21 protein-coding genes and 1 pseudogene are annotated in these 22,864 nt (G+C 72.0%); 10 read left to right on the top strand and 12 right to left on the bottom strand.

Annotated features, from left to right (window positions below; all coding sequences use genetic code 11):
- On the top strand, positions 1-232 hold a 232-nt coding region (locus ACLL9L_RS13110), incomplete at its 5' end, for a hypothetical protein (RefSeq protein ID WP_411285104.1).
- 42 nt (positions 233-274) lie between these two features.
- On the opposite strand, the gene ACLL9L_RS13115 is transcribed toward ACLL9L_RS13110, so the two are convergent.
- Positions 275-961, bottom strand: coding sequence for an alpha/beta fold hydrolase (locus tag ACLL9L_RS13115; RefSeq protein WP_411285105.1), 687 nt, complete (start codon positions 959-961; stop codon positions 275-277).
- A 2-nt stretch (positions 962-963) separates the two neighbouring features.
- Positions 964-1,764, bottom strand: coding sequence for a DinB family protein (locus tag ACLL9L_RS13120; protein ID WP_411285106.1), 801 nt, complete (start codon positions 1,762-1,764; stop codon positions 964-966).
- Positions 1,765-1,834: 70 nt separating this feature from the next.
- Here ACLL9L_RS13120 and ACLL9L_RS13125 point away from each other — a divergent pair, with 70 nt between their 5' ends.
- Complete coding sequence (locus tag ACLL9L_RS13125) at positions 1,835-2,071, top strand: helix-turn-helix transcriptional regulator (protein WP_411285107.1); 237 nt, start codon at positions 1,835-1,837, stop codon at positions 2,069-2,071.
- A 243-nt stretch (positions 2,072-2,314) separates the two neighbouring features.
- Positions 2,315-2,713, top strand: a pseudogene (locus ACLL9L_RS13130) (helix-turn-helix transcriptional regulator); the annotation flags it as partial.
- Between the two features lie 284 nt (positions 2,714-2,997).
- Here ACLL9L_RS13130 and ACLL9L_RS13135 read toward each other — a convergent pair.
- The 5 genes from ACLL9L_RS13135 to moeB form a co-directional block, all read right to left on the bottom strand.
- Positions 2,998-4,266: an ArgE/DapE family deacylase gene (locus ACLL9L_RS13135; RefSeq protein ID WP_411285108.1), complete on the bottom strand. Its 1,269-nt coding sequence runs from the start codon at positions 4,264-4,266 to the stop codon at positions 2,998-3,000.
- A 5-nt stretch (positions 4,267-4,271) separates the two neighbouring features.
- The gene (locus tag ACLL9L_RS13140; RefSeq protein ID WP_411285109.1) at positions 4,272-7,748 is read right to left on the bottom strand and encodes an ATP-dependent helicase; all 3,477 of its coding nucleotides are present in this window, start codon (positions 7,746-7,748) and stop codon (positions 4,272-4,274) included.
- Positions 7,748-10,945: an ATP-dependent helicase gene (locus ACLL9L_RS13145; RefSeq protein ID WP_411285110.1), complete on the bottom strand. Its 3,198-nt coding sequence runs from the start codon at positions 10,943-10,945 to the stop codon at positions 7,748-7,750. The genes ACLL9L_RS13140 and ACLL9L_RS13145 overlap by 1 nt, the downstream gene beginning before the upstream one ends.
- Before the next feature lie 115 nt (positions 10,946-11,060).
- Positions 11,061-11,879 carry an MGMT family protein gene (locus tag ACLL9L_RS13150; RefSeq protein WP_411285111.1) on the bottom strand — a complete coding sequence of 273 codons (819 nt, stop codon included), beginning with the start codon at positions 11,877-11,879 and terminating at the stop codon, positions 11,061-11,063.
- On the bottom strand, positions 11,848-13,041 hold the full coding sequence (gene moeB, locus ACLL9L_RS13155; RefSeq protein ID WP_411285112.1) for a molybdopterin-synthase adenylyltransferase MoeB: 1,194 nt from the start codon (positions 13,039-13,041) through the stop codon (positions 11,848-11,850). Before moeB ends, ACLL9L_RS13150 begins: the two co-directional genes overlap by 32 nt.
- Positions 13,042-13,129: 88 nt before the next feature.
- Between moeB and ACLL9L_RS13160 the strand changes: the two genes are divergently transcribed.
- The 3 genes from ACLL9L_RS13160 to ACLL9L_RS13170 all read left to right on the top strand — a co-directional run bounded on the left by ACLL9L_RS13160 (position 13,130) and on the right by ACLL9L_RS13170 (position 14,579).
- A complete protein-coding gene (locus ACLL9L_RS13160; protein WP_411285113.1) occupies positions 13,130-13,792 on the top strand; it encodes a TetR/AcrR family transcriptional regulator in 663 nt (220 codons plus the stop codon).
- Between the two features lie 66 nt (positions 13,793-13,858).
- Positions 13,859-14,083 (top strand): DUF3107 domain-containing protein, encoded by a 225-nt coding sequence (locus tag ACLL9L_RS13165; protein WP_411285114.1) that lies wholly within the window; start codon positions 13,859-13,861, stop codon positions 14,081-14,083.
- A 229-nt stretch (positions 14,084-14,312) separates the two neighbouring features.
- Positions 14,313-14,579, top strand: coding sequence for a GlsB/YeaQ/YmgE family stress response membrane protein (locus tag ACLL9L_RS13170; protein ID WP_411285115.1), 267 nt, complete (start codon positions 14,313-14,315; stop codon positions 14,577-14,579).
- A gap of 89 nt (positions 14,580-14,668) precedes the next feature.
- On the opposite strand, the gene ACLL9L_RS13175 is transcribed toward ACLL9L_RS13170, so the two are convergent.
- On the bottom strand, positions 14,669-15,346 hold the full coding sequence (locus tag ACLL9L_RS13175; protein ID WP_411285116.1) for a ferritin-like fold-containing protein: 678 nt from the start codon (positions 15,344-15,346) through the stop codon (positions 14,669-14,671).
- A gap of 196 nt (positions 15,347-15,542) precedes the next feature.
- Between ACLL9L_RS13175 and ACLL9L_RS13180 the strand changes: the two genes are divergently transcribed.
- Positions 15,543-17,069 carry a DEAD/DEAH box helicase gene (locus ACLL9L_RS13180; protein ID WP_411285117.1) on the top strand — a complete coding sequence of 509 codons (1,527 nt, stop codon included), beginning with the start codon at positions 15,543-15,545 and terminating at the stop codon, positions 17,067-17,069.
- A 14-nt stretch (positions 17,070-17,083) separates the two neighbouring features.
- Here ACLL9L_RS13180 and ACLL9L_RS13185 read toward each other — a convergent pair whose 3' ends face one another.
- Positions 17,084-17,929, bottom strand: a complete 846-nt coding sequence (locus ACLL9L_RS13185; protein WP_411285118.1) for a ParA family protein — start codon at positions 17,927-17,929, stop codon at positions 17,084-17,086.
- A 60-nt stretch (positions 17,930-17,989) separates the two neighbouring features.
- Between ACLL9L_RS13185 and ACLL9L_RS13190 the strand changes: the two genes are divergently transcribed.
- From ACLL9L_RS13190 to ACLL9L_RS13200, 3 genes are read left to right on the top strand one after another with little or no spacing between them, the layout of a single operon-like run.
- A complete protein-coding gene (locus tag ACLL9L_RS13190) occupies positions 17,990-18,766 on the top strand; it encodes an SDR family NAD(P)-dependent oxidoreductase (RefSeq protein ID WP_411285119.1) in 777 nt (258 codons plus the stop codon).
- Between the two features lie 11 nt (positions 18,767-18,777).
- Positions 18,778-19,254, top strand: coding sequence for a GNAT family N-acetyltransferase (locus ACLL9L_RS13195; protein ID WP_411285120.1), 477 nt, complete (start codon positions 18,778-18,780; stop codon positions 19,252-19,254).
- On the top strand, positions 19,247-19,990 hold the full coding sequence (locus ACLL9L_RS13200; protein ID WP_411285121.1) for an alpha/beta hydrolase: 744 nt from the start codon (positions 19,247-19,249) through the stop codon (positions 19,988-19,990). Before ACLL9L_RS13195 ends, ACLL9L_RS13200 begins: the two co-directional genes overlap by 8 nt.
- A 52-nt stretch (positions 19,991-20,042) precedes the next feature.
- Here the strand turns inward: ACLL9L_RS13200 and ACLL9L_RS13205 are convergent, their stop codons facing one another.
- From ACLL9L_RS13205 to ACLL9L_RS13215, 3 genes are all read right to left on the bottom strand, one after another.
- Positions 20,043-21,539: a hypothetical protein gene (locus ACLL9L_RS13205; RefSeq protein ID WP_411285122.1), complete on the bottom strand. Its 1,497-nt coding sequence runs from the start codon at positions 21,537-21,539 to the stop codon at positions 20,043-20,045.
- Between the two features lie 109 nt (positions 21,540-21,648).
- Positions 21,649-22,176, bottom strand: coding sequence for an adenylate kinase (locus ACLL9L_RS13210; RefSeq protein WP_411285123.1), 528 nt, complete (start codon positions 22,174-22,176; stop codon positions 21,649-21,651).
- Positions 22,173-22,864: phosphatase (locus tag ACLL9L_RS13215; protein ID WP_411285124.1), on the bottom strand; the 692-nt coding region annotated here is incomplete at its 5' end. The genes ACLL9L_RS13210 and ACLL9L_RS13215, both read right to left, overlap by 4 nt.

Below are 22,864 nucleotides of genomic sequence, written 5' to 3' on the forward strand. Positions count from 1 at the left end.
CAGCCCAACAACCATCCTGGTCGCGAAGCAGGCTCTCGTCGTTGCCCCTCGGCTCGACGGCACACCAACCCACGTGGACGCCGTCGAGGTGGGCGACGAGTCCGCCCGTCTCGGGGCTGCCGGGGTCGCCGCGCGAGGTCTGGTCTCGGAGGCGGTGTGCTCGCTCCTCGAGCGGCGTCGACCCGAAGGACTCCCGCGGCGCCATCTTGTAGCGGTGGCACTGGCACCGTGAGGCCCGACCACGTGTGCCGAAGATCGCCTGCACGGCGCCCTGTCAGTCCTCGGCGGCCACTGCAGCAAGGAGCCGGGCGAGTTCGATCGGCTTGCTGACCATGGGCCAGTGGCCCGAGTCGATGTCGACGAAGTCAAGGTGCTTGGCTTTGGCGAGCTCGGGCACGTCACCGGCGTCGATCCACTCTTGAGCTTGGGCGGGGGTGAACTCGGGGCACACGAGCACGACCGGGACGTCGAACCGTCGCTCGTCCACCAGACGCACCACACCCTTGGTCACCCCCTCGGGAACGGGGATCGCAGCAGACGCGATGCTGCGCCTGGCCTCCTCGTCGAGGTCAGCAGAGTCTGGCCCCTCGAACGGGCCCCAGCCGGGGAAGGGCACGACGCCGTCCCCAGGCTCGAAGAAGTCGGCGTAGGGCTCCCCGTCGGCGGACGGGAAACCGCCGATGAGGGCGACTTTCGCCACCTTCTCCGGTCGCGCGTCGGCGGCCAGCCAAGCCAGGGTGCAGGCGGCGGAATGCCCCACCACCATGGGCCTTTCGGACGCTGAGTCCACGGCGGCGAGCACCGCGCCAACCTGGTCACCGAGCGTGGCGGACGCGGATCCGTCACCCTGACCCGGGAGGGTGAGCGCCACGGGGCGGTGGCCGAGTGCCTCGAGCGCGGGCACGACGTCGTCCCATACGGATCCGTCGAGCCACAGGCCAGCAATGAGCAGGATGTGCATGATCAGTTCTCTTTCTCCAGTGAGGTCAGGTCACGTTCGGCATACAGCCGGTGCTCCCATTCCTCGTTGAGGACGACGCGGAGACACTCCTTCACGGGGACGCGTTCTTCCCGGGGCGAGCCAGGCGCAGTGCTCGACACCTCGCTGGCGAGGCGCTCAGTGGTCAGTGATTCCATGACGCCTCGGACCATCGCCTGGCGATGACCGCGCACCGCGACCACGTCGTCCAGCGAAGGTTGTGCCTCGCGGTCCCACGGGACGCCGTCCCAGCCCGGCGCCTCGTCCCAGGGCAGATCCAAGGGATGCCACGGCGAGGCGTTGCCGTCGATGAGCAGGCCCACCCAGGCAGCGGTGGCGAAGTTGAGGTGCCGCAACCTCTCTATGAAAGACCACTCCTCGTCGACGCTGCGGTGAAGCGCTGCCTCGGGCAACGTCCTCGCTCGCGCGAGGGTGCCCTCCCACAGCCGCTCCAGGACCACCCACGCCTCCCGGAACCCCGCACTGTCGTCAGGACGAATCTTCGCGCGGTCGGGCGTACGGCCGTTCAGTTCGGCATCGATGAGCGGGGTGATGTCGACGCCGTTCACGCCAACGTTCCGCAACTCGCCGCGGATCTCGACGTCGACCAGCTCGACGCCGCTGAGGCGACACCCCTGCAACAGGGACGCACGCACCCGTGTCCCGCTGAGCTCGACGTCGCGCATGGCAGCAACGTTGAGGTACACCTGCGTGAAGGTGGCCCCCCGCAGGTCGACGCGCTCAAAGCACGCCCCGGAGAGGTCTTGCTCGCGGGATTCGGTCACACGCAAAATGCTAGAGCGAGTTCCGGACGATCTGCTTCCGGTCCGGCTCGCCGCCTTCCAGGCTGCTCGTGTGCCGGCCGACCTCAGCCCCACCGCACGAGCTCTGCGTGTCCTCGAGATCCTCCAGACCCACCCCGGCGCGACGGCCGACGAACTCGCCCAGCGCTTGGGTGTCACGGAGCGGGCCGCGCGTCGCTACGTCGGGATCCTCCGGGAGGCGGGCATCCCCGTCGAGTCTGCCCGGGGCCGCCACGGCGGGTACCGGCTCGGGCGCGAGGCTGCCTCCGGTCGTCTTCACGCCGGCTGAGGCACTTGGTCTGGTCAGGACGGTGCTCGACGGCCAGCCCGCAGCCGCCGACGTCGACGACCTCGTCGGTTCTGCCCTGGGAAAGGTCATTCGAGCGCTGCCCGAGAGCGTCGGCACGCAAGCGTCGGCGCGCAAGCGGCGGCGCTGCGAGAGCACGCGTCAGCTGCGCCCGACCGGTCCTCGGCCCGTCCAGATCCCGCCACCACCAGCGCACTCGTCGCTGCCGTCGCGGCCCGACATCGCGTGCTGGTCACGTGTCGCAGCGAGTCCAGCAACGAGTGGCAGGCCGAGGTGGACCCCTGGGCAGTGGTCGTCCGCTACGGGCGGTGGTACCTCCTGTGTCATTCCCATCGCGCGGACGCGATCCGGACCTGTCGGGTCGACAGGGTCCGAGCGGTCCCGCGGACCGCGCACGAGTTCGAGCCTCCCAACGGCCTCGACCCGGTGGCCGCACTGGAAGAGAACCTGGGCACTGGGTGGGAGTTCCCCACCCGCGTGGTGTTCGACGCTCCCATGGCCGAGGTGGCGCCGTGGATCCGGCCTCCCATGGGACGGCTTGAACCATCGGGAGACGGGTGCGTGCTCGTCGCCAGCACGAGCAGTCCGGCGATGTACGCGCCGGAGTGGTTGGCGAGCGTGCCGTTCGCCTTCCGCGTCGGTGGCGGGCCAGAACTGCGTGCCGCGGTCGCGACTTCGCTTCGCGTCTCGCTGCCGCCCTGGAGGACCAGCCCCGACAGCCCTGTCGAAGGACGTGGTCGAGTCACAGCACAGCGGACGAAGCGTGACAGTGACCGTCCGACCCCTCCCACCGCAGTCGCCTCGCCAGCGCTCTACGGTGCACGTTGCCTTGACGTCAGTCGCTTGTCCCCACCATCGCAACCCTGCTCCGGGGTGCCCGAGAAGGGCGCGGGACGGGCGCCAACCCCTCAGAGGTGCGCCCCGCAGCGGCGCACGGCGAGGAGTGTCAGCGCGCGGGTCACGGCGAGGACCTCGTCGAGGTCGACCTGCTCCCGCGGCGCGTGGGCCAGCCTCACGTCTCCGGGCCCGTAGTGGAGGGTCGGGATCCCGCCGAGTCCGGCATACAGGCGCAGGTCGCTGCCGTAGGGGACTGCGGCGGGAGGGGGTGTGGGCCCGCCCGTGTCTCGCACTGCCGCCTGGACCTCGTCGACGAGGGGGTGCCCCGGGGCCAGTGAGCCGCTCGCGAACTGGCCACCGGGCCAGCTGACCACTGGCGGATGGTCCCGCAACCAGGGGTCGGCGGCCGCTGCCGCGGCGACGGCGACCTCGAAGACGCTTCGGGCGGCGTGCGGGTCCTCGCCGAGGCGGACGCCGAACCGGCCGTGGGCGCTGAGCAGGTCGGGCACGGTGCTGGACCAGTCGCCGGACCTCAGGATGCCGACCGAGATGGGGTAGGGGACGGGGTTGTCCCCGAAGAGGGGGTCGACGTCGGTGTTGCGGTGGCTCTCGAGCTCGGTCAACGCCCGGTGCAGCGGCAGGTAGGCGTCGACGGCCGAGAAGCCCTCGTAACGGGTGCTGCCGTGCGCGGCCCGGCCCGGGACGGAGAGCTCGAACGTCAGCGCCCCGGCCGCCGCCGTGACCAGGCGCCCAGACGTCGGTTCGGTGATGACCGCGGCGTCACCGCCGTGACCGCGCAACAGCGTCGCAAAGGCACCCAGACCACCGTCCTCCTCGCTGACCACGCTGTGCAGGGCGAGGGGGCGCTCGAGCGCGAGGCCGCTGCGTCGCAGGGCGCGGACGACGCCGATGTTGGCGGCCACGCCCGCCTTCATGTCGCAGGCACCGCGACCGTGCAGGACCCGGCCCACGAGCCGTGCGGCGAAGGGGTCGTGCTCCCAGCGCGCCCGGTCGCCGACCGGCACGACGTCGATGTGCCCCTGGAGTACGAGCCCGGGCGGGGCCTCACCGCCAGTGGAGGCGACCAGTCCGTGCCCCTCGACCCGGTCGGCCTCGGCGCCGGGGAAGTGGGCGTGGGCCCGCAGGGTCTCCAGGTCGAGGTCCCACGCGTCGACCTCGAGACCCTCGGTCTCGAACAGTGCCGCCAGCAGGTGCTGCAGCTCGGACTCGGCGTCCGTCCCCGTGACGCTCGGGACGCGCACCATCTCCACGAGCGTGCGGACGATCTCGTCCTCGTCGAGCGCAGCCAGGGCCCGCGTCTCCGCGTCGGTCAGGGTCACGGGACTCATCGTGCCCTGCCCGGAGTCCTCTCCGCAGTCCCGCCCCGAGTCCCGTCCGGCTGTGACTGCTCACCCTCCGGAATGCCCGCGAGCAGGGCGACGAGGTCCTTCTCCCGCGGCAGCCTCGGATGGACCGTGACACCCGTCTGGGCATAGTAGAACGCGGCGTCGACCTGGCCGACCGGCAGGTCACGCAGCCGGGCGTAGGCGAGGGCGTAGGCCCCCAGCTGCAGCGCCCGGGTCCGTGCCCGGGCGCGCTGCGGCTCGACCCCGGTCTTCCAGTCGACGACGGTGTAGCCACCGTCGTCGCGGGCGAAGACGGCGTCGATCCGGCCGCGCAGCGCGAACCCGTCGAGGTTGGTCTCGATGGCGATCTCGATGGCCTCGGGGATCCGGTCGGCCCACTCGCTCGCGAGGAACAGCTCCTTCATCCGCGGCAGGTCCTCGTCGTCGGGGGCCTCGTCGTCGGCGCTGCCCGGCAGGTCGAACAGGTCGACCATGGCCGCCTTGGCGTAGTGCTCCTCGACCCAGGCGTGGAACGCGGTGCCGCGACGCGCGGCGAGCGCCGGCTCGGACGGCATGGGCCGTCGCAGGGACATCGCGAAACGGTCGGGATCGGAGGCGAGCTGGACGACGGCCGAGGCCGACAGGTGGCGGGGCACCTGGACGGCGGTGTCGCCGCGGCGACGGCTGGCGTCTCGCTCGGCCAGGAGCAGGGTCAGGTCCTCCTCGGTCTCGCGGTCGAGCTCGCTGGTGAAGCCGTGCTCGCCCATGGCGTCGCTGACCCGGTCGACGGCCCTGGCCAGCTCGGCTCGACGCTCGGCCATGGGGTCGTGTGGCCACGGGGACCGGTGTGGCTCGGCCAACCGGGGGTTGGCGGGGTTGGCGTCACCGACCTTCTGCGGCATCGGGGCCCACACCGCCCTGGTGATGGTGAGACCGGTGTCGGCCAACAGCTCCTCGAGGAAGGGCGACGTCACCTTGGGTGTCGCGGCATCGGCCCACACCGGCGCCGTGAGCAGCAGTGCCGACCGGGCCCGGGTGAGGGCGACGTAGGCGAGCCGGCGTTCCTCGGCCACGGCGTGCAGGCCCCCCGCGACGGCGAAGGACTCGAAGCCGTCCTTGAGTGCCTGCCAGTCGGCGGCCGTGCGCCAGCCGAAGACCGGCAGGCCGTCGGCGTCGCCCCGCAGGTCGTAGGGCACACCGTCGGCGCCCACGCACCACCCCTTGTCCCTGGGCTCGGCCACGACCCACCGGCCGTCCTTCCACGTGCTCGGGGCGCCGCCCTCGCGGGCGGGAAAGGACGCGTCGACCAGGCCCGGGACGGCGACGCAGTCCCACTCGAGCCCCTTCGCCGCGTGGACGGTGAGGACCTGGACGGCGTCCACCGAGCTCTCGATCGTCGGTGCGTCCAGCCCCCGCTCCTGCTCGACCGCGGCATCGAGCCAGGCCAGGAAGCCGCTGAGGGTGGGGCGGTCCGCCGACATCGAGAACGTGCCAGCCACGTCCGCGAAGGCGTCGAGGTGGGCCCGCGCCGTGGTGAGGGTGTGCTCGGGTCGCGCGAGGACCTCGATGTCGAGGCCAAGGGCCCGCTCGGCCTCCCCGGCGAGCTCGGCCAGCGGCAGTCCGGTCAGGCGGCGCAGGCTGCGGATGATGTGGCTCAGCCCCCGCAGCCGCTCGAGGCCGGTCTCGGAGATGCGCTGGCCCTCGGGCCCGTGCCAGCCGGGCTGCGGCAGGTCGTCGAGGGCCTCGATGATGCTGGCCCGGTCGGAGCTCTCCGGTGCCTGGTCGCGAGCGCTGTCCGGCCGGGGGTGGACCACGAGTCCCGACTCGTCGGCGCTCGCACCGTCCGACGACCCGCTGCCCTCGTCCTCGAACTCCGCGGACGGCTCCGGCTCCAGGCCGGGCAGCACCAGCGCCTGCGCACCACGCGGCCGCGCCTGCTGGTGTCGGGCCCAGGTCGCCAGCCCGTCGAGGTCTGCGGCGCCGAGCCGGCAGAGCGGGCCGGTCAGCAGGCGCATCAGACGGTCTCCGCGGGAGGGGTCCTGGACGACCCACAGCAACGACACGAGATCGCTGATCTCGGGGGTCTGCAGCAGACCTCCGAGCCCGACGACCTCGACGGGCAGGTCCCTGGCCCTCAGCGCCTCGACGATGAGGGGGAACTGGGAACGCTTGCGGCACAGCACTGCTGCGGTATGCCCGGTGCGGCTGCCGCTGGGCCGCCACCACCGCGCCGCGACCCAGTCGGCGACGTGGTCCGCCTCGTCCTCGACCCTCTCGAACCGGCCCGCCTCGACCGTGCCGGCGCCCGCCCCGGGACGGGCCCGCAGCGGCGCGACGAGGCCTGACCGCAGCGGCGCCGACGTCACGTTGGCAACGTCGAGGATGCCCGTGTCGTTGCGCCAGCTGGTGCTCAGCTGCAGCACCTCGGCGGGGGTGCGGGCGCCCCCGAACTCGGTCGGGAAACGGGTCAGGGTCGTGGCACTCGCGCCGCGCCAACCGTAGATCGACTGGTTCGGGTCACCGACGGCGGTGACCCGCACGGCCTCCCCCGGGAGCACGAACAGGGCGCGCAGGAGGACGAGCTGGGCCTCCGAGGTGTCCTGGAACTCGTCGAGGAGCACGGCGGTGAAGCGCTGCCGCTCGACGACCCCGATCTGCGGAAAGCCCGTGGCCAGCCGCGCAGCGAGAGCCATCTGGTCGGAGAAGTCGAGGGCGTCACGCTCGCGCTTGAGGTCGAGGTAGCCCCGCACCATCGGCAGGATGCCGCGCCTGTTCCGCAGGGCGGCGAGCACGTCCCGCACCGGCAACAGCTTCGCTCGCGACGCACCGGGGGGCACCACGGCCATCCGCGCCTCGAAGTCGTCGATGTATGCGGCCAGGTCCTCAGGCGCGAGCAAGTGCTCGGCCATCTCACCGGCGAGGGAGACGACCGCCTCGATGACCTTGGACTCCGCCGACTGGACGTCCTCCATCGGGCCGTCGTAGCGGGAGACCACTTCGGCGGCGTACTGCCAGGCGGCCGCCTCGGAGAGCAGCCGCGACTCCGGCTCCACCCCGAGCCGGAGGGCGTGCTCGCGCACCAGCCGACCGGCATACGAGTGGTAGGTCGAGACGACCGGGATCCCCCCCAGTGCCTCGGCCCCGTCACCATCGAGCGCGGTGGGCGTCCAGAGGCCGGTGAGGGCCAGGCGTCGCAGCCGTCGGCCGATCCGCTCGGCGAGCTCCGTCGCCGCCTTGCGGGTGAAGGTCAGGCCGAGGACCTGGTCGGGGTCGACGTATCCGTTGGCCACGAGCCAGACGACCCGCGACGCCATGGTCTCGGTCTTGCCCGAGCCGGCGCCGGCGACGACGAGCAGGGGCCGGTCGGGGGCGGACTCGATGATCCGGCGTTGTTCCGGCGTCGGTGGCGGGTTGCCGAGGGCCGCGGCGATGTGCTCGGCCGAGAGCAGCGTGCGGGTCGTGGTCGCGGCGCCCATCAGATCGTGTCGCCCTCGGGCTGGGCGGGGCAGGACGACTTCACCGGGCAGAACGTGCACCACTGTCCGACGACGGCCTCGAACGCGGCGCCTCCCATGCCCTCGGCCGTGTCCGCGACGAGTCGCTGCGCCCAGCCGGGGTCGTCCTGGTCGGCCAGGGGGATCTGCTGCTGGGGCGGGTTGACCTTGTTGGCCGCCTTGCCGAGCTGCAGCAGGGCGGCGCCCGCCGAGCGGGAACCCTCGTCGCCGAAGGCCCCGTGCTCGGTGGCCACCTGGTAGGTGGCCAGCTGGGGGTGCTGGGCCAGCTTGTCCTTGCTGACGCGCCCCGACCCGGTCTTGTAGTCGAGCACCCGCAGCCCACCGTCGGCGTCCCGCTCGAGGCGGTCGACCCGGCCCACGAGGGTGGCGCGGCCGACGTCGACGCGGACCGTCACCTCGCTGCCGACCTTCTCCCACTCGGCGCTCCGGGCGTGGTCGTAGTATGCGGACAGCCGGCGCACCATGTCGCGGGCCAGGTCGCGCTGGCGGTCCGTGGCCCAGCCCGGGGGCAGCCCGAGACGCCCCCACCGCCGCTCGACCTCCGCCACCAGTGTGGGTTCGTCGACATCGTCACCGAGCTCGTGGGCGATGTCGTGGATGAGGGTGCCGATGTTGGCCGACCCCTGGCTGGGGCTGTCACCACCTGCCGTCGTGAGCAGCCATCTCAGCCCGCAGCTCGCAAACGTCTCGACCTTCGACGGGGAGACCCGGATCTGCTGCTCGGGCAGCCGCAGCGGACGGTCGTCGCTGACCAGCGTCTGAACCCACCAGCGACGGGCGTCGGCGCCCTGGACCCCCTCCTGCGCGAGCCGCGTCAACGCTCCCGCCGCTGCCGCGGCCACGCCGAGCTCACCGACGACGAGCCGACGGCGCAGGTCGGCCACCAGACCGGGCAACGTCATCGGACGGGGGACGTCGGTGAAGGTCCGCAGCTCGTCCCCGAGCTGGTGGGCTCCCGCGTCGACGTCGACGGAGCCTGGCGGGTCGACGAGGTCGAGGTAGACCGACGGCTGGTCGTCCTCACTGCGCACGGCCGTGACGAGGAGGCGCTCGGAGGCGCGGGACACCGCGACGAGGAAGAGGCGCGTCTCGTCATAGCGGACGGCGGCCTGCGCCGCCCGGAACGAGGCGCCCCGCCCGGTGACGACGGCGACGAGGTCCTCTGAGCCGAGCAGCGAGCCACGCAGGCGCAGGTCGGGCCAGACTCCTTCCTGCACGCCCGCGACGACGACGTAGCGCCACTGACGGCCTGCGGCGGCGGCCGGCGTGAGCACGGCGACGCTCGACCCGGCCTGCGCCTTCGCGACGAGGGTGTCGCCCGGCACGTCCTGGCCCTGGACGTGCTCGAGGAACTGGTCCGGGCCGGCGCCCGGCAGCCGGTCGACGAACGTCCCCGCCGCGTCGAAGAGCGCCACCACGGCGTCGAGGTCCCGGTCGGACCGGGCGCCGCGCTGCCCCCCCTGCAGGGCCACGGCCCGCCACCGCTCGGCCACGGCGAGCCCTTGCCAGATCGCCCACAGGACGCCCTCCGCGGTGACGCCCGGCGCCCACGCGCGCACCCCGTCGACCTCGACGACCCGGGCGGCGTCCAGGCCCCTGGACAGGGCGGTCGACAGCCGGCGGACGGGCGCCCCTTCGTAGCCGAGGGCGGCCGCGTGCCCGGGCTCGAGCAGGACCGCCGCGAGCAGCTCGTCGCTGGTCCGTCCCCCACCGGCGTCCAGCTCCTCGCGTCGCAGGAGGCGCCGCAGCCGACGCAGGCCGACGGCGTCGCACTCCCCCAGCGGGGACAGGACGAGGTCGACCGCCCGCTCCGGGTGGATGACGTGGCCCGGGTGAAGCGCGACGGTGAGGACGCAGTCGAGCAGGGCGAGCAGTGGCCGCACCGCGACCTCGTCACGCACCGGCACCTCGGCCCCCGGCGCGGCCACCGGCACCCCCTGGGCCATCAGGATGCGGCGCAGGGTGGAGTCCCGCCCCTGCCCGCGGACGATGACGGCCATGTCCCCCCACGGCATCCCGTCGAGCAGGTGGGCCCGACGCAGCCGGGCGGCGATGTGGGCGGCCTCCTGCGACGGCGCCCGCAGCAGGGCCACTTCGACGTCACCCCCGTCCTGCGTCGCCCGGGGGGCGCGCTGCAGGCCACCACCGAGCGCGCCGATGCGGGTGGTCACCGTGCGCGAGACCCGGAGCAGCTGCTCCGGTTGCCGGTATGCCGTGCGGAGCACGAGCGTCGGCGGCTCACCGCCCCCCGGCGGGATGGTTGCGAGCTGCGCCCACCCGGACGCGAGGAGGCGCGGGTCGGCGCCGCGGAAGGTCTGCACGGCGGCGTCGGGATCCCCCATGAGGACGAGGTCGGGGCCCCCTGTCGCGACGACCCTCAAGAGCCGGGCGGCCGCCGAGGTCAGCTCCTGGGCGTCATCAACGACGACCAGCCGCACCTGCTCGCGCAGTCGGTCGAGTGCGGACTGGTCGTCCTCGAGCAGGTCTGCCGCTGCCGTGAGGATCCAGGCGGGGTCGTAGGCGCCCGGACGGGAGAGGGCGGTGACCTCGTCGTACTCCTGTAGCACCTCACTCGCCGCCACCCACTCGGGGCGCTCGTGCCGCGTGCCGAGGCGCGCGAGGTCCTCGACCTCCAGGCCGTGCTCGACCGAGCGCATCAGCAGGTCACGCAGCTCGCCCCGGAACCCCCGCTTGTCGAGCGCGACGTCCAGGTGTGCGGGCCAGTCCGGGCGCGGGGCGTCGCCGCGGGCGTGGCCCTCGAGCAGGTCACGCAGGAGCACGTCCTGCTCGGGGCCGCTGAGCAGGCGGGGGGACGGATCGCCGCGCAGGGCGGCCTCGCGCCGCAGGATGCCGAACCCGAAGGCCTGGTGGGTCCGCGCCAACGCCTCGGTGGAGGTGCGTGCCAGCCGCGCCGTCACGCGCTCGCGCAGGCTGGCCGCGGCGACCCGGGTCGAGGTGAGCAGCAGGCACTGGTCGGGGCTGAGGCCACCGCGGGTCACCCGGTCGACGACGAGCTCGATGGCCGTCGTCGTCTTGCCCGTGCCCGGTGCGCCGAGGACGCGCAGCAACGGCCCGCGGTGGGCGAGCACGCCGAGCTGGTCGTCGTCGAGCCCGGGGGCGTCGACGACGAGCGCGGGCGCACGACGCAGCTTCAGCACGGCGTCATCCCATCACGAGCGCCCGACACCCGCCCGCCACCCGCACGGACCCATGCTTGCGTCCGGCAACACGGTTGTCCGGGCAGCCGACGTGGCGGTCGCAGGGGTGGTGACCTCATCGAGCGACGAGCTCGACCTCGAAGCCCGACCCGCTCTCGAGGTAGGCGGCGTGGTTGCCGGGCCCCCCGGCATACGGGTGCCGGTCGGCGAACATGAGGGTCCAGCCGTGGCGCGTCGCCCCTGCCGCGAGACGTTCGACGTCCTCCGGCGAGCCGGCGTGGAAGGCGACGTGGTTGACCCCCGCGCGTCGGCGCTCGTGCGGACCCGTCACATCCGGCCCGGCCTCGAGCACCAGGTAGGTCTCCCCGAGCGCCCACGCCTGTCCCGAGGGCCAGGTGTCCGTCCGCTCGTAGCCCAGCTCGCGCAGCAGCCACGCCCATTCCGCCTCTGCCACCGCGAGATCGGTGACCCAGACCTCGACGTGGTGGAGCTGGCCGAAGCTGCCTCCCGCAGCCGACCGGGTCGCCCGTCCCGACAGGTCCGGCAGCCACCGCGCCCTCGCGAGGTCGACACGCAGACCGTCGAGCACCCCCCGCACGAGCGGCGTCCCCTCCTCGCGGTAATGCTCCAGGGCCCCCTCCTCCAGGCCCTGCGGTGGCCACCCACCGGCCCGCACGACCCGCCACCAGGGCACGTCCGACCCGTAGCGGCCCATGACGTTGCCGACGAACCGCGGGCCGCGGTCGCCGACCATCTCGGCGACGTCGCCATACGTCAGGACCATCCCCGGGGGGATCTGCGAGACGACCTCGAGGACCTGCTCGGCCTTCTCGGGGATGTGATGGAGCCCGGACGACGACGCGCCGTATGCCGTTGCCCCGGTCGCGACGGCGCGGCCCACCTCAGTACTCCGGCTGGGTGGGGTCGACCTCACGCACCCAGGCGAGCACCCCGCCCTCGAGGCTCGAGACGTCGGCGTAGCCGGCGGCCCGGGCCAGCCGCACCGCCTCGGCCGAGCGACCGCCGACCTTGCAGTGGATGACGATCCGCTGCCCGCGCGAGGCGAGCTCGTCGTGGTCGAAGGCGCTGCCGTCACGGAACGCGTCGAGGTGGATGGGCACCGCCCCCGGGATCGACGCGATCGACCGCTCGTCCGGGCCGCGCACGTCGACCAGCAGCGGGGCCGCATCGGACGTGAGCTCGGCCGCAAGGGCGGGCGCCCCGATCAGCGGGACGTTGGACGCCGACTCTCCAGGGATGAGCGCGGTTGGCAGTCCACAGAACTGGTCGTAGTCGATGAGCTCGGTGACGGTCGGCGAGTCCCCGCACACCGGGCAGGCCGGGTCCTTGCGCACGGTGAGCGCGTCCCACGTCATGCGCAGCGCGTCGTGGACCAGCAGGCGTCCGACGAGCGGCTCGCCGATGCCGAGGAGCAGCTTGACCGTCTCGGCGACCTGGACGGATCCGATGGCGGCACAGAGCACCCCGAGGACCCCGCCCTCGGCGCACGAGGGCACGGCGCCCGGCGGTGGGGGCTCGGGGAAGACGCAGCGGTAACAGGGTCCATGCTCGGCCCACCAGACGGAGACCTGCCCGTCGAAGCGGTATATCGAGCCCCACACGTGCGGCTTGCCGAGCAGCACGCACGCGTCGTTGACGAGATAGCGCGTGGGGAAGTTGTCGGTGCCGTCGAGCACGACGTCGTAGTCGCCCAGGATCTCCAGGGCGTTGGCCGCGTCGAGGCGCACGTCGTGCCGGATGACGGCCACGTGCGGGTTGACCCGGGCCACGGCCTCGACCGCCGACTCGGTCTTGAGCCGGCCGACGTCGGCGTCGGAGTGGATGACCTGCCGTTGCAGGTTGCTCGTCTCCACGACGTCCGCGTCGACGACCCCGAGCGTGCCGACACCGGCAGCGGCGAGGTAGAGCAGGGCGGGCGAGCCGAGGCCGCCGGCGCCGATGACGAGGACCCTGGAGGCGGCAAGCCGCTGCTGTCCGGCCATGCCCACCTCGGGCAGGAGGACGTGACGGGCGTAGCGGGCCACGGCGTCGCGCTCGAGGTCGCGACCCGGTGGAGCGAGCGGGGGAAGGGCCATGCGGTCGACCGTACCCGGTAGCTACCGATGCGTAGGATGGCGATGCACGCGTGGGCAGGCCACGCGTTTCCTTCCAGGGGCGGTGCCGATGACGGTGAGTGCGGACAGTCGGTCGAAGGGGCAGCGCCTTCCCCGGTCGGCGCGCCGTGCCCAGCTCCTCGAGGCGGCGCAGGCTGCGTTCGTCGAGTCCGGCTACCACGCCGCGGCCATGGACGACATCGCGGAGCGGGCCGGCGTCAGCAAACCTGTGCTCTATCAGCACTTCCCGGGCAAGCTCGACCTCTACCTCGCCCTGCTCGACCACCACCGCGAGGACGTCGAGCAGGCCGTCCGGTCGGCCCTGACGCAGACCACGGACAACAAGCAGCGGGTGCTCGCGTGTGTCGCGGTCTACTTCGAGTTCGTCTCCCGCGAGGGGGCCCCGTTCCGGCTGCTGTTCGAGTCCGACCTGACCAGCGACCCGGCCGTCAGCGAGCGCGTCGAGGGCGTGGCGATCACCTGCGGCAACGCGTTGGCCGAGGTCATCGCCGCCGACACGGACCTCGGCGATGAGGACGCCCACATGCTCGGGATGGCCCTGACGGGGATGGCCCAGGTCTCCGCGCGCTACTGGCTCTCCCGCGGGGGTCAGATCCCCCGCGAGGAGGCCGCCCGAATCGTCGGTCAGCTCGCCTGGCGCGGCATCGGTGGCTTCCCCAAGAGCGAGAGCTCGCTCAGCCACGACCACGCGGAACAACCCGCCCACTCCTAGGGTTGTCGCACAGGACACAGCAGCGGGTATGCCGCGACGCTGGCTCATCAACGAAAGGCCACAGCCGTGGAGGTCAGGATCGGCGTGCAGAACGTCGCACGCGAGATTTCATTCGAGTCGAACCAAGGTGTCGACGAGGTCACCACGGTGATCGCAGCGGCGCTGAAGGACGGCGGCTATCTCACGCTGTCCGACGACAAGGGGCGCTCCTACATCGTCCCCGTCAGCGCCCTCGGCTACGTCCACCTCGGCGAGGCGGAGAAGGGCCGGGTCGGCTTCGGCACCGCCTGACTCGAGGACGGGTCGCACCTTGCCCGTTTGAGGTGTGTCCCCGTGGGTATCTCGCGACCGAACATCCCCTGCCATCGTGTCCATTTCGTAGTCAAGACGGGGCACGGCATACGTGCAAAGTCGTGAAGCGAGTGGCATGTTGTTGACAGGGGTGACCCCCGGGGGTCGGTAACCACCGATACCCGGCTCGACATCGGCCGCACCGCGGCCAGAACAAGGAGTTCATCTGATGATTTCCTCTATCATCGGGGCCATCATCGTCGGGGCCATCATCGGCGCCCTCGGACGACTGATCCTCCCCGGCAAGCAGAACATCTCCATCGTCATGACGATCGTCATCGGCATCGTTGCCTCGCTGGTCGGCGGCGTCATCCTGGGTCTCACGGCCTACAACAACAACAACGGTGGCATCCCGTGGCTCTCGTTGCTCGTCGGGGCCATCCTGGCGGCGCTGGGCATCATGGCGTACGGCCGGATGAGCCACAAGGCCGTCTGACCGGCACAGTCACTCAGATCGCACGACGACGGGCCCGGCCACGCGGTCGGGCCCTTCGCCGTTCACCGGCCCGGGTTCGGGGACGACCCTCACGACGAGAGGCCGAGGCGATCCATCCGGCGGGTGTGCTCGTCGGTGATCCGCGCGAACATCCGGCCGAGCTCTGCGAGGTCCGCTCCAGGTCGATCCGGGCTCCCGACCAGCAGTGAGGCCAGTGCGTCGCGCTCGACGCCCACCCGCTGCGCCTGGGTCAGGGCCTCCCCCACCAGCCGCCGCCCCCAGAGGGCGAGGCGGCCGCTGACCCGCGGGTCTGCGCGGATCGCGGTCCGCACCGCGTTGACGACGAAGTCCGCCTGACCCATGTCCGCCATGACCGCGCGGACGAGCGACTGGGTGTCCTCGTCGACGTAGGCCGCGATCTCGCGGTAGAAGTCCTGGGCGATGCCGTCACCGACATAGGCCTTGACCAGACCCTCGAGCCAGTCCTTGGGCTTGGTGCGCTCATGGAAGTGGTCGATGGCCTCGACGAACGGCGCGACCGCCTCGTCGGGGTCGACCCCCATCATGGTGAGCCGGTCCATGATGGCCTCGTAGTGGTGGAACTCGGCGACGGCAAGGCGGGCCACCGCCGCCTTCTCGGGCTGGCTGGGGGCCATCTCGGCATCCGCGGCGAGCTGGCTGAACGCCATCAGCTCCCCGTAGGCCAATGCGCCCAGCAGATCGATGACGGCAGGGCGGTGGCCGTGGTCCTGGGCGTCGTCGATCATGGCGCCAGCGTAGTGCTCGGACCCCAGCCGCCCACGGAGCCGCTAGACTGAAGTGGACATCCGGTGCCCGGTCGGCCCGAATCGCCTCTCGCCGAGTGACTCGGCACCGTAGCAGAACTCCGATCGGCCCGCTGAAGCAGCTGGGGGCTCTTGTGGCCCATGTATGAGGCCGCCCCCGCCCGATCGAGAGAACTCCATGACCGGCACCACCACCGACGTCGGCGTGCCCGACCACACGGGCCCCGAGCACGACGTCACGACCGAGCACGACGTCAGCACAGAAGCCGAGGCCCTCGCGCCCGAACCGGACCCGGATCCGACCTTCGCCGACTTCAACGTCCACCCCGACATCGTCGCCGCTCTGGCCGAGGCGGGGATCATCACCCCCTTCCCCATCCAGGCCATGACGCTGCCGGTCGCCCTGGGTGGCCACGACATCATCGGTCAGGCCAAGACCGGCACCGGCAAGACGCTCGGGTTCGGCGTCCCGATCCTCCAGCGGACGGTCAGCCCGCAGGACGAGGGCTTCGCGTCGCTCACCAAGCCCGGGAAGCCGCAGGCCCTTGCCGTGGCCCCCACCCGTGAGTTGGCCGTGCAGGTCTCGGCGGACCTCGAACGAGCCGGCAAGAAGCGGGGCATCCGCGTCCTGACCGTCTACGGCGGGCGCGCCTACGAGCCGCAGATCGAGGCGCTCAAGCGGGGCGTCGAGGTCGTCGTCGGCACGCCCGGTCGGCTCATCGACCTCGCCAAGCAAGGCCACCTCGATCTGTCGCAGGCCAGGACCGTCGTCCTCGACGAGGCCGACGAGATGCTCGACCTCGGCTTCCTGCCCGACGTCATCACGCTGCTCTCGAAGACCCCCGAGACGCGCCAGACGATGCTGTTCTCGGCGACCATGCCGGCCGCCATCGTCTCGTTGGCCCGCGTCCACATGCGCCACCCGATGAACATCCGCGCCGAGTCGTCGTACGACACCACGATGGTGCCGGCGACCGCGCAGTTCATCTACCTGGCCCACGACCTCGACAAGCCAGAGATCATCGGGCGAATCCTGCAGGCCGAGGACGCCGAGAAGATCATCGTCTTCACCCGCACCAAGCGCCAGGCGCAGCGGGTGGCCGACGACCTCGCCGAGCGCGGCTTCAGCTCCTCACCGCTGCACGGCGACATGGCCCAGGTCGCGCGCGAGAAGGCCCTCGCCAAGTTCCGCGAGGACAAGATCCGGGTGCTCGTGGCCACCGACGTCGCGGCTCGCGGGATCGACGTGCGCGGCGTCTCCCACGTCATCAACTACACCTGCCCCGAGGACGACAAGACCTACGTCCACCGCATCGGCCGCACCGGCCGCGCGGGTGCCTCCGGCATCGCGATCACCTTCGTCGACTGGGCGGACCTGCACCGCTGGAAGATGATCAACAAGACCCTCGAGCTGCCCTTCCCCGAGCCGCAGGAGACCTACTCCACCTCCGAGCACCTCTTCCACGACCAGGGCATCCCGGAGGGCACCAAGGGTCGCATCGTGCCGCCTGCCCCGGTGGAGAAGAAGGAGCGCCCCGCCCGCGAGCGCGGCTCACGCGACGGTGGTTCCCGAGATGGCGGTTCCCGTGATGGTGGCCGCGAAGCCGGCTCGCGCGAGAAGTCGACCGGCGATGCCCCGCGTCGTCGCAACCGCAGCCGCAGCCGCACGCGTGGCGGCTCCCCGGTCACGGACTCCCCGGCCTGAGCCAGGGCTGAGGCTCAGCGCTTCTTGGCGGCCGTCTTCTTCGCGGTCTTCTTGGCAGGCTTCGCCTTCGGGCGGGCCGCGCGCTTCTCCAGGTTCTGCGCCACCTCACGATAGGCCTGGGCGCCCTTGCTGCTCCGGCTGGTCGACAGGATCGACCGGCCGGCGGCAGGGGCCTCGGCGAACTTGATCGTCTTGGGGATCGGCGGCTCGACGACCTCGAGGTCGTAGGTCTCGCTGATCGTCTCCAGCACCGTGCGGGAGTGGTTGGTGCGGCCGTCGTAGAGCGTCGGCAGGACGCCCCAGACCTCCAGCCCACGGTTGGTGAAGCGGCGTACGTCGTGGACCGTGTCGAGCAGCTGACCCACCCCGCGGTGCGACAGCGTCTCGCACTGCAGCGGGATGAGTACGCCGTCGGCGGCCGTCAGCGCGGCGACCGTCAGCACGCCGAGCGAGGGCGGGCAGTCCAGCAGGACCCAGTCGTACGCCTCGTCGCCGAGGTCCTCGCGGAGCTGCTCGAGCGCGCCCTTGATGACGTGCTCGCGCCCGGTGCGGGTGAGCAGGTCGGCTTCGGCGCGGGCCAGCTCGATCGTCGCCGGCAGGACGTCGACGCCGTCCTCGGTCTCGATGATCACCTCGAGCGGGTCCACGCCCTTGGTCAGGACGTGGTGCACGGAGACCTCGAGGTCCTCGGGGTCGATGCCGAGGGAGAAGGTCAGGCACGCCTGCGGGTCGAGGTCGACCAGCAGGACGCGGTGGCCCAGCTCGGCGAGGGCCGCCCCGATCGAGGCGACGGACGTCGTCTTGGCGACGCCGCCCTTCTGGTTGGCGACGGCCAGCGTGATCGGGGTCTGGGTGCTCATCACCGTCCATTGTGCCGGACGGGGTCGCGGCCGGTCGCCCCGTCCTGAAATGCTGGCCCCATGCCCCCCTCCCCCACGACCTCGCAGGCGACCTCCCTCATCACCGGCGCGACGGCCGGTATCGGCCACGAGTACGCCCGTCAGCTCGCCGCCCGCGGCGACGACCTCGTGCTCGTCGCCCGCGACTCCGCCCGGCTCGAGCAGGTCGCCGAAGAGCTGCGCCGCACCCACCACATCGAGGTCGAGGTGCTGGTCGCCGACCTCACGGACCGCGACGACCTGGCCCGCGTGGAGGCCCGCGTCGCCGACCGCGAGCGGCCGATCGACCTGCTGGTCAACAACGCCGGCTTCGGGCTCAAGAAGCGCTTCCTCGACAACTCCGCCGACGCGGAGACCGCCATGCTCGAGGTGCTCGTCACCGCTGTGCTGCGGCTGAGCCACGCAGCCCTCGGCGCCATGGCCGAGCGCGGCCACGGCGGCATCATCAACGTCTCGAGCGTGGCCGCATTCCTGCCGCGCGGCAGCTATTCGGCCGCCAAGGCGTGGGTCAACAGCTTCAGCGAGTGGGCGCACCTGGAGTACAAGTCCCGCGGCGTGACGGTGATGGCACTGTGCCCGGGCTTCACCAAGACCGAGTTCCACGAGCGGATGGAGGTCACCCGCGGCGACGGCTTCATGTGGCTCGACGTCGACTTCCTCGTGAGCAAGTCGCTCAAGGACTTCGAGAAGGGTCGGGCCTACTCGATCCCCGGCGCGCAGTACAAGACGATCAGCGCGCTGACCAAGGCCGTCCCCAACCGGGTGCTGCGGCTGACGCAGTCCGTCGGGCGCCGCTGAGGATGCGGATCGTGGCGCCCACGGTCGAGGACGCGGAGGCGTTGGCCGACCTGCACCTCGACGTCTGGGAGGATGCCTACGCCGACCTGATGCCGGCGTCGGTCTTCGCCGAGCGTCGGGCTCGCCGGGCGCAGCGCGTGGCGAGCTGGCGCAGCATCATCGCGGCCGGCTCCAGCGCCAACCTGCTGGCCTGGTCTTCTCAGGGGCGGTTGATGGGCTTCTCGAGCACCGGACCCGGGCGCGACTCTCCCGAGGACGCTCTCCCGCCACTCGAGCTGATGGCGCTCTACGTCCGCGCCGAGGTCTACGGCACCGGTCTCGGGTACGCCCTGTGCGAGGCCGCGATGGGCTCGTCACCGGCCTACCTCTGGGTGCTGGACGGCAACGCGCGAGCCACCCGCTTCTACGAGCGGCAGGGCTTCGTCCTCGACGGTGCGACCAAGCCCGACGACGTCGGGCTCGAGAAGCGGATGGTGCGCCGTGCTTGACCTCATCGCGGCGCCCCTGGTCCGCGAGCTCGTCTATCTCCGACGGGGCACACGCGTCGAGGCGGACGCCACGACGTACTCACTCGACGTGGACGGCACGGTGCTGCGCGGCTGGGTGGTCAACCCTGATCGCGGCCGGGCGCTGGTCTACTTCGGCGGCAACGGTGAGCGGCTCGACGTCTGGCAGGACGTCTTCGCGTACCGGTTCCCGAAGCACACCACCTACCTGATCGCCTACCGCGGCTACGGCGCCAGTGACGGTCTCCCCGGTCAACACGCGCTGAGCGACGACAGCCTGGCGCTGATCGACCACGTGGCCGCACGCCACCCGGACGCGCATGTGGACGTGGTCGGCCGGAGCCTCGGGACTGCCGTGGCGGTCCACGTGGCGACGAGGAGGGACCTGGCGCACCTCGTGCTCGTCACTCCGTTCGACAGCCTCGTCGCGACCGCAGGGGACCTGTTCCCCGGGCTGCCGGTGTCGGCGCTGATCCAGGACCACTGGGACTCTGCCGCCATCTCCTCCGACGTGCGGGCCCCGGTCCTGGTCCTCAGAGCCGGCCGCGACCTCGTCGTCCGGCCGCCGCGGACCGACGCGCTCGTCGCCGCACTGCCGGACCCTGTCGTCGTGTCGTTCGCCGAGGCCGACCACGCCACCATCTCCGACGCGGACGCCTACTGGACCTCGATCTCGCAATTCCTCGACGACAAGGAGCTCAGCGAGCGGACTCACTGATCGGCGCATGCCTGTGGCCCGCTCACCTCGTCGGTGTCGGGCTGTGGGGCGGTCAGGGTCTGGGCCTGGCCGTCACGGGGTCGGTGACCACGGTCCGCCCGGACGGGAGGGTCCACTCGTAGGACCCGTCGGCCAGGCGTCGGTAGGTGAACGCGCCGAAGGTCTTGACCCGATGGTGCCGCCGGCACAACGGTGCGAGGCCGTCGGGACGGGTCTGGCCCGGCGGACCGCCCTCATCGGGCGAGGCGTACTCCTCGATGTGGTCGAGGTCGCAATGTTCAGCCGCACGCCCGCACCCGGGATAGACACACGTGACGTCACGGAACCGCACCGCGGCAGCCATCCGCGCCGGCGGATCATGGGCGTCGACCGGCGTGATCGTGAGGTGGTCGACGACTGGCTTGATGGTGACCTTCCCCGTCGTCAGCAGCCACGACTGCAGCCGGCCCATCAGGACCGGACCGAGCTTGGGAGAACGGGCCACACCGCCACTGCCCCAGCGCCGCCCCAGACCATCGACGCCCACGTCGAGGAGATCGCGGTCGGTGATGTGGAAGACGAGCACCACCTCACCCGAGCCAGCATCCCCCGAGCCGCCATCCCCCGAGCCGCCGGTGCTCGGGCGGCGGAACGGGTTGGCCGCGTCGTGGGCGATGTCCTGAGCCGCCGTCACTGCCGGGTCGCGGTCGGCGTCTGCGGCTGTGGGGTCGACGGCGAGGAGGTCGAGCGCCTTCTGCGGGTCCGCCAAGATCCCCACCGCGTGCGCACGCCGCACATCCAGGGTCCCCGGGTGCCCCAGGGACCCGATCTGGTCGGCCAGCAACCCGACCGTGGAGTCGAACGCCACCAGATCAGCCTCATCCAGAACCAGCCACGCCTCACCCGTGCCCGGGGCGGCGGTGCCGTAGCGGCACTCGACCTTCCGCTGGGCCATCGCCCGGTCGTGGTCGGCGATCGCGCGATCAGGGTCGGCATACAACCGGGCTTCGTGGGCCAGGACCCCGATGCGGTGCGGATTCAACCGGGACGGCTGCCACGCAAGCAACCGGTCCGCATGCCCGGCCGCAGCGACGTCGAGGTCCCGCGAGACCCGCGCCGCCTCACGACCCAGGTGGACCGCGACCCGCAGCTCGCGCACCAGACCCCACAGCCGGGGCAGCCGGTGGGCCAGGTCCAGCACATCCCCGACCAGCGACAGCGCCGCCTCGTGGGACAGGTTGAGCGCTGCGGCGAGCTCCATCACCGCGAACTCGCCCACCTCGGGCGTCCCCGCCCCCGCGATCGGGATCGCCCGCTCGCCGAACATCGCCGCCGCATACGACCCGGGCACCGGCATCGCGTCAGACCGCCATCCCGCCACGAGCTCGTCGTCCTCCAAGAAACCGGCCGAGCCGGACGGGACGTGGGCGTGGGCCCACGCCAACGCCGACTCCAGCACCTCGACCTCGGCACGCCTGCGGGCGGCCATCGCCGCCACCGCGCGATCCAGCACCGGCCGGGTGGCGACCCGGGCGGTGTTGGGAGCCTCGGCAGTGGCGTTGGTGGTCATGAGACAAGTCTCCCAGAGCCCACCGACACCCGGGGCTGCGGAAAACAGATCTGTGGAGAACTTATTCGAAGGTGTGAGCGAGCCTTGCGCGACCTGCTCGACCAGCGACTCAGGCGAGGCTCTCCAACCACCTTTCCAGCTCCCGCGGACGCCGGAACAGCAGCACTTCAGGGCCCTCGGCCGAGGCGGCCCACGCACGCATCCGGCTCCGCTTGCGCCCAAAGGACCGGACGTGCCAGATCAGGATCGAGTCGCGGCTCAGCACGTTGCGCCAGGTCTCCACGTTGCCGTTGCAGCGCGGCTCCTTCGTCACCGCCCCTGACACCGTGCGCCGCACGAGCCGCGCGAACGAGAGCCAGCGCGGATAGTCCAGCCCCACCACCAGCTCGACGCGCGGCAGCACAAGGTCGAGCCACGCGCCGTACGACGAGTCGAGCACCCACCGCTCCCCCGCGACGATGTCGCCGATCAGCTCCCGCTGCACCTCGCCCTCGACCGGCACCCAGCCGGGCAGCCACGTGATCTCGTCGACCAGGGTCACCGGCAGCCCGCTCCGCTTTCCGAGCGCGAGGGCCGCCGTGCTCTTGCCGCTGCCGGTCACGCCGTAGACGAGGACGCGATCAGGCAGGGCGGTCACGGGCTGGACGACGCCAGCGAGACCAACCGCTCGTACTGCTCCGGGTCCGTGGTGTGGACCCCGAGGTCGTGGTCGACCTTGCCGAGCCCGTGGTGGTCGCTGCTGCCGGTGGCGATGAGGTCGAGATCCGCGGCAAGGGAACGCAGCTCGGCCCGTTCGGCCTCGGAGTGGTCCTGGTGGTCGACCTCGATCCCCGCCAGCCCGAGGTCGCGCAGCCCAGCGAGGGCGGGGGCGTCGAGCACCGACCGTCCGCTGCGACCCCACGGGTGCGCGATCACCGCGACGCCGCCGGCACCGGTGACGAGCGGGATCATCTCCTCGAGCGGGACCGCGTAGCGGTTGGCGTATCCCGGCTTGCCCGGGTTGAGCAGATCCGTGAAGGCCTGCGTCCGGTCGCCGGCATGGCCCAGGCGCACGAGGGCGTCGGCCACGTGCGGCCGACCCGCGGCGACTGACCCGCCCGACTCACGGCGTACGTCGTCCTCGGTGATGTCGATGCCGTGGTCCCGCAGGGCCGAGACGATCGCCGGCGTGCGCGCGGTGCGCCCGGCCAGGATCCGGTCCAGCGCCGCGACGAGCGGCGGATCGGTGGGGTCGGGGAGGTAGCCCAGCAGGTGCACGCCGCGGTGGTGGAAGGCCGTGCTGATCTCCAGCCCCGGCACGAAGGTGATGCCGACCGCGGAGGCGG

Origin of the sequence: Lapillicoccus sp., assembly GCF_046595215.1 — a bacterium.
Lineage (GTDB): Bacteria > Actinomycetota > Actinomycetes > Actinomycetales > Dermatophilaceae > Lapillicoccus.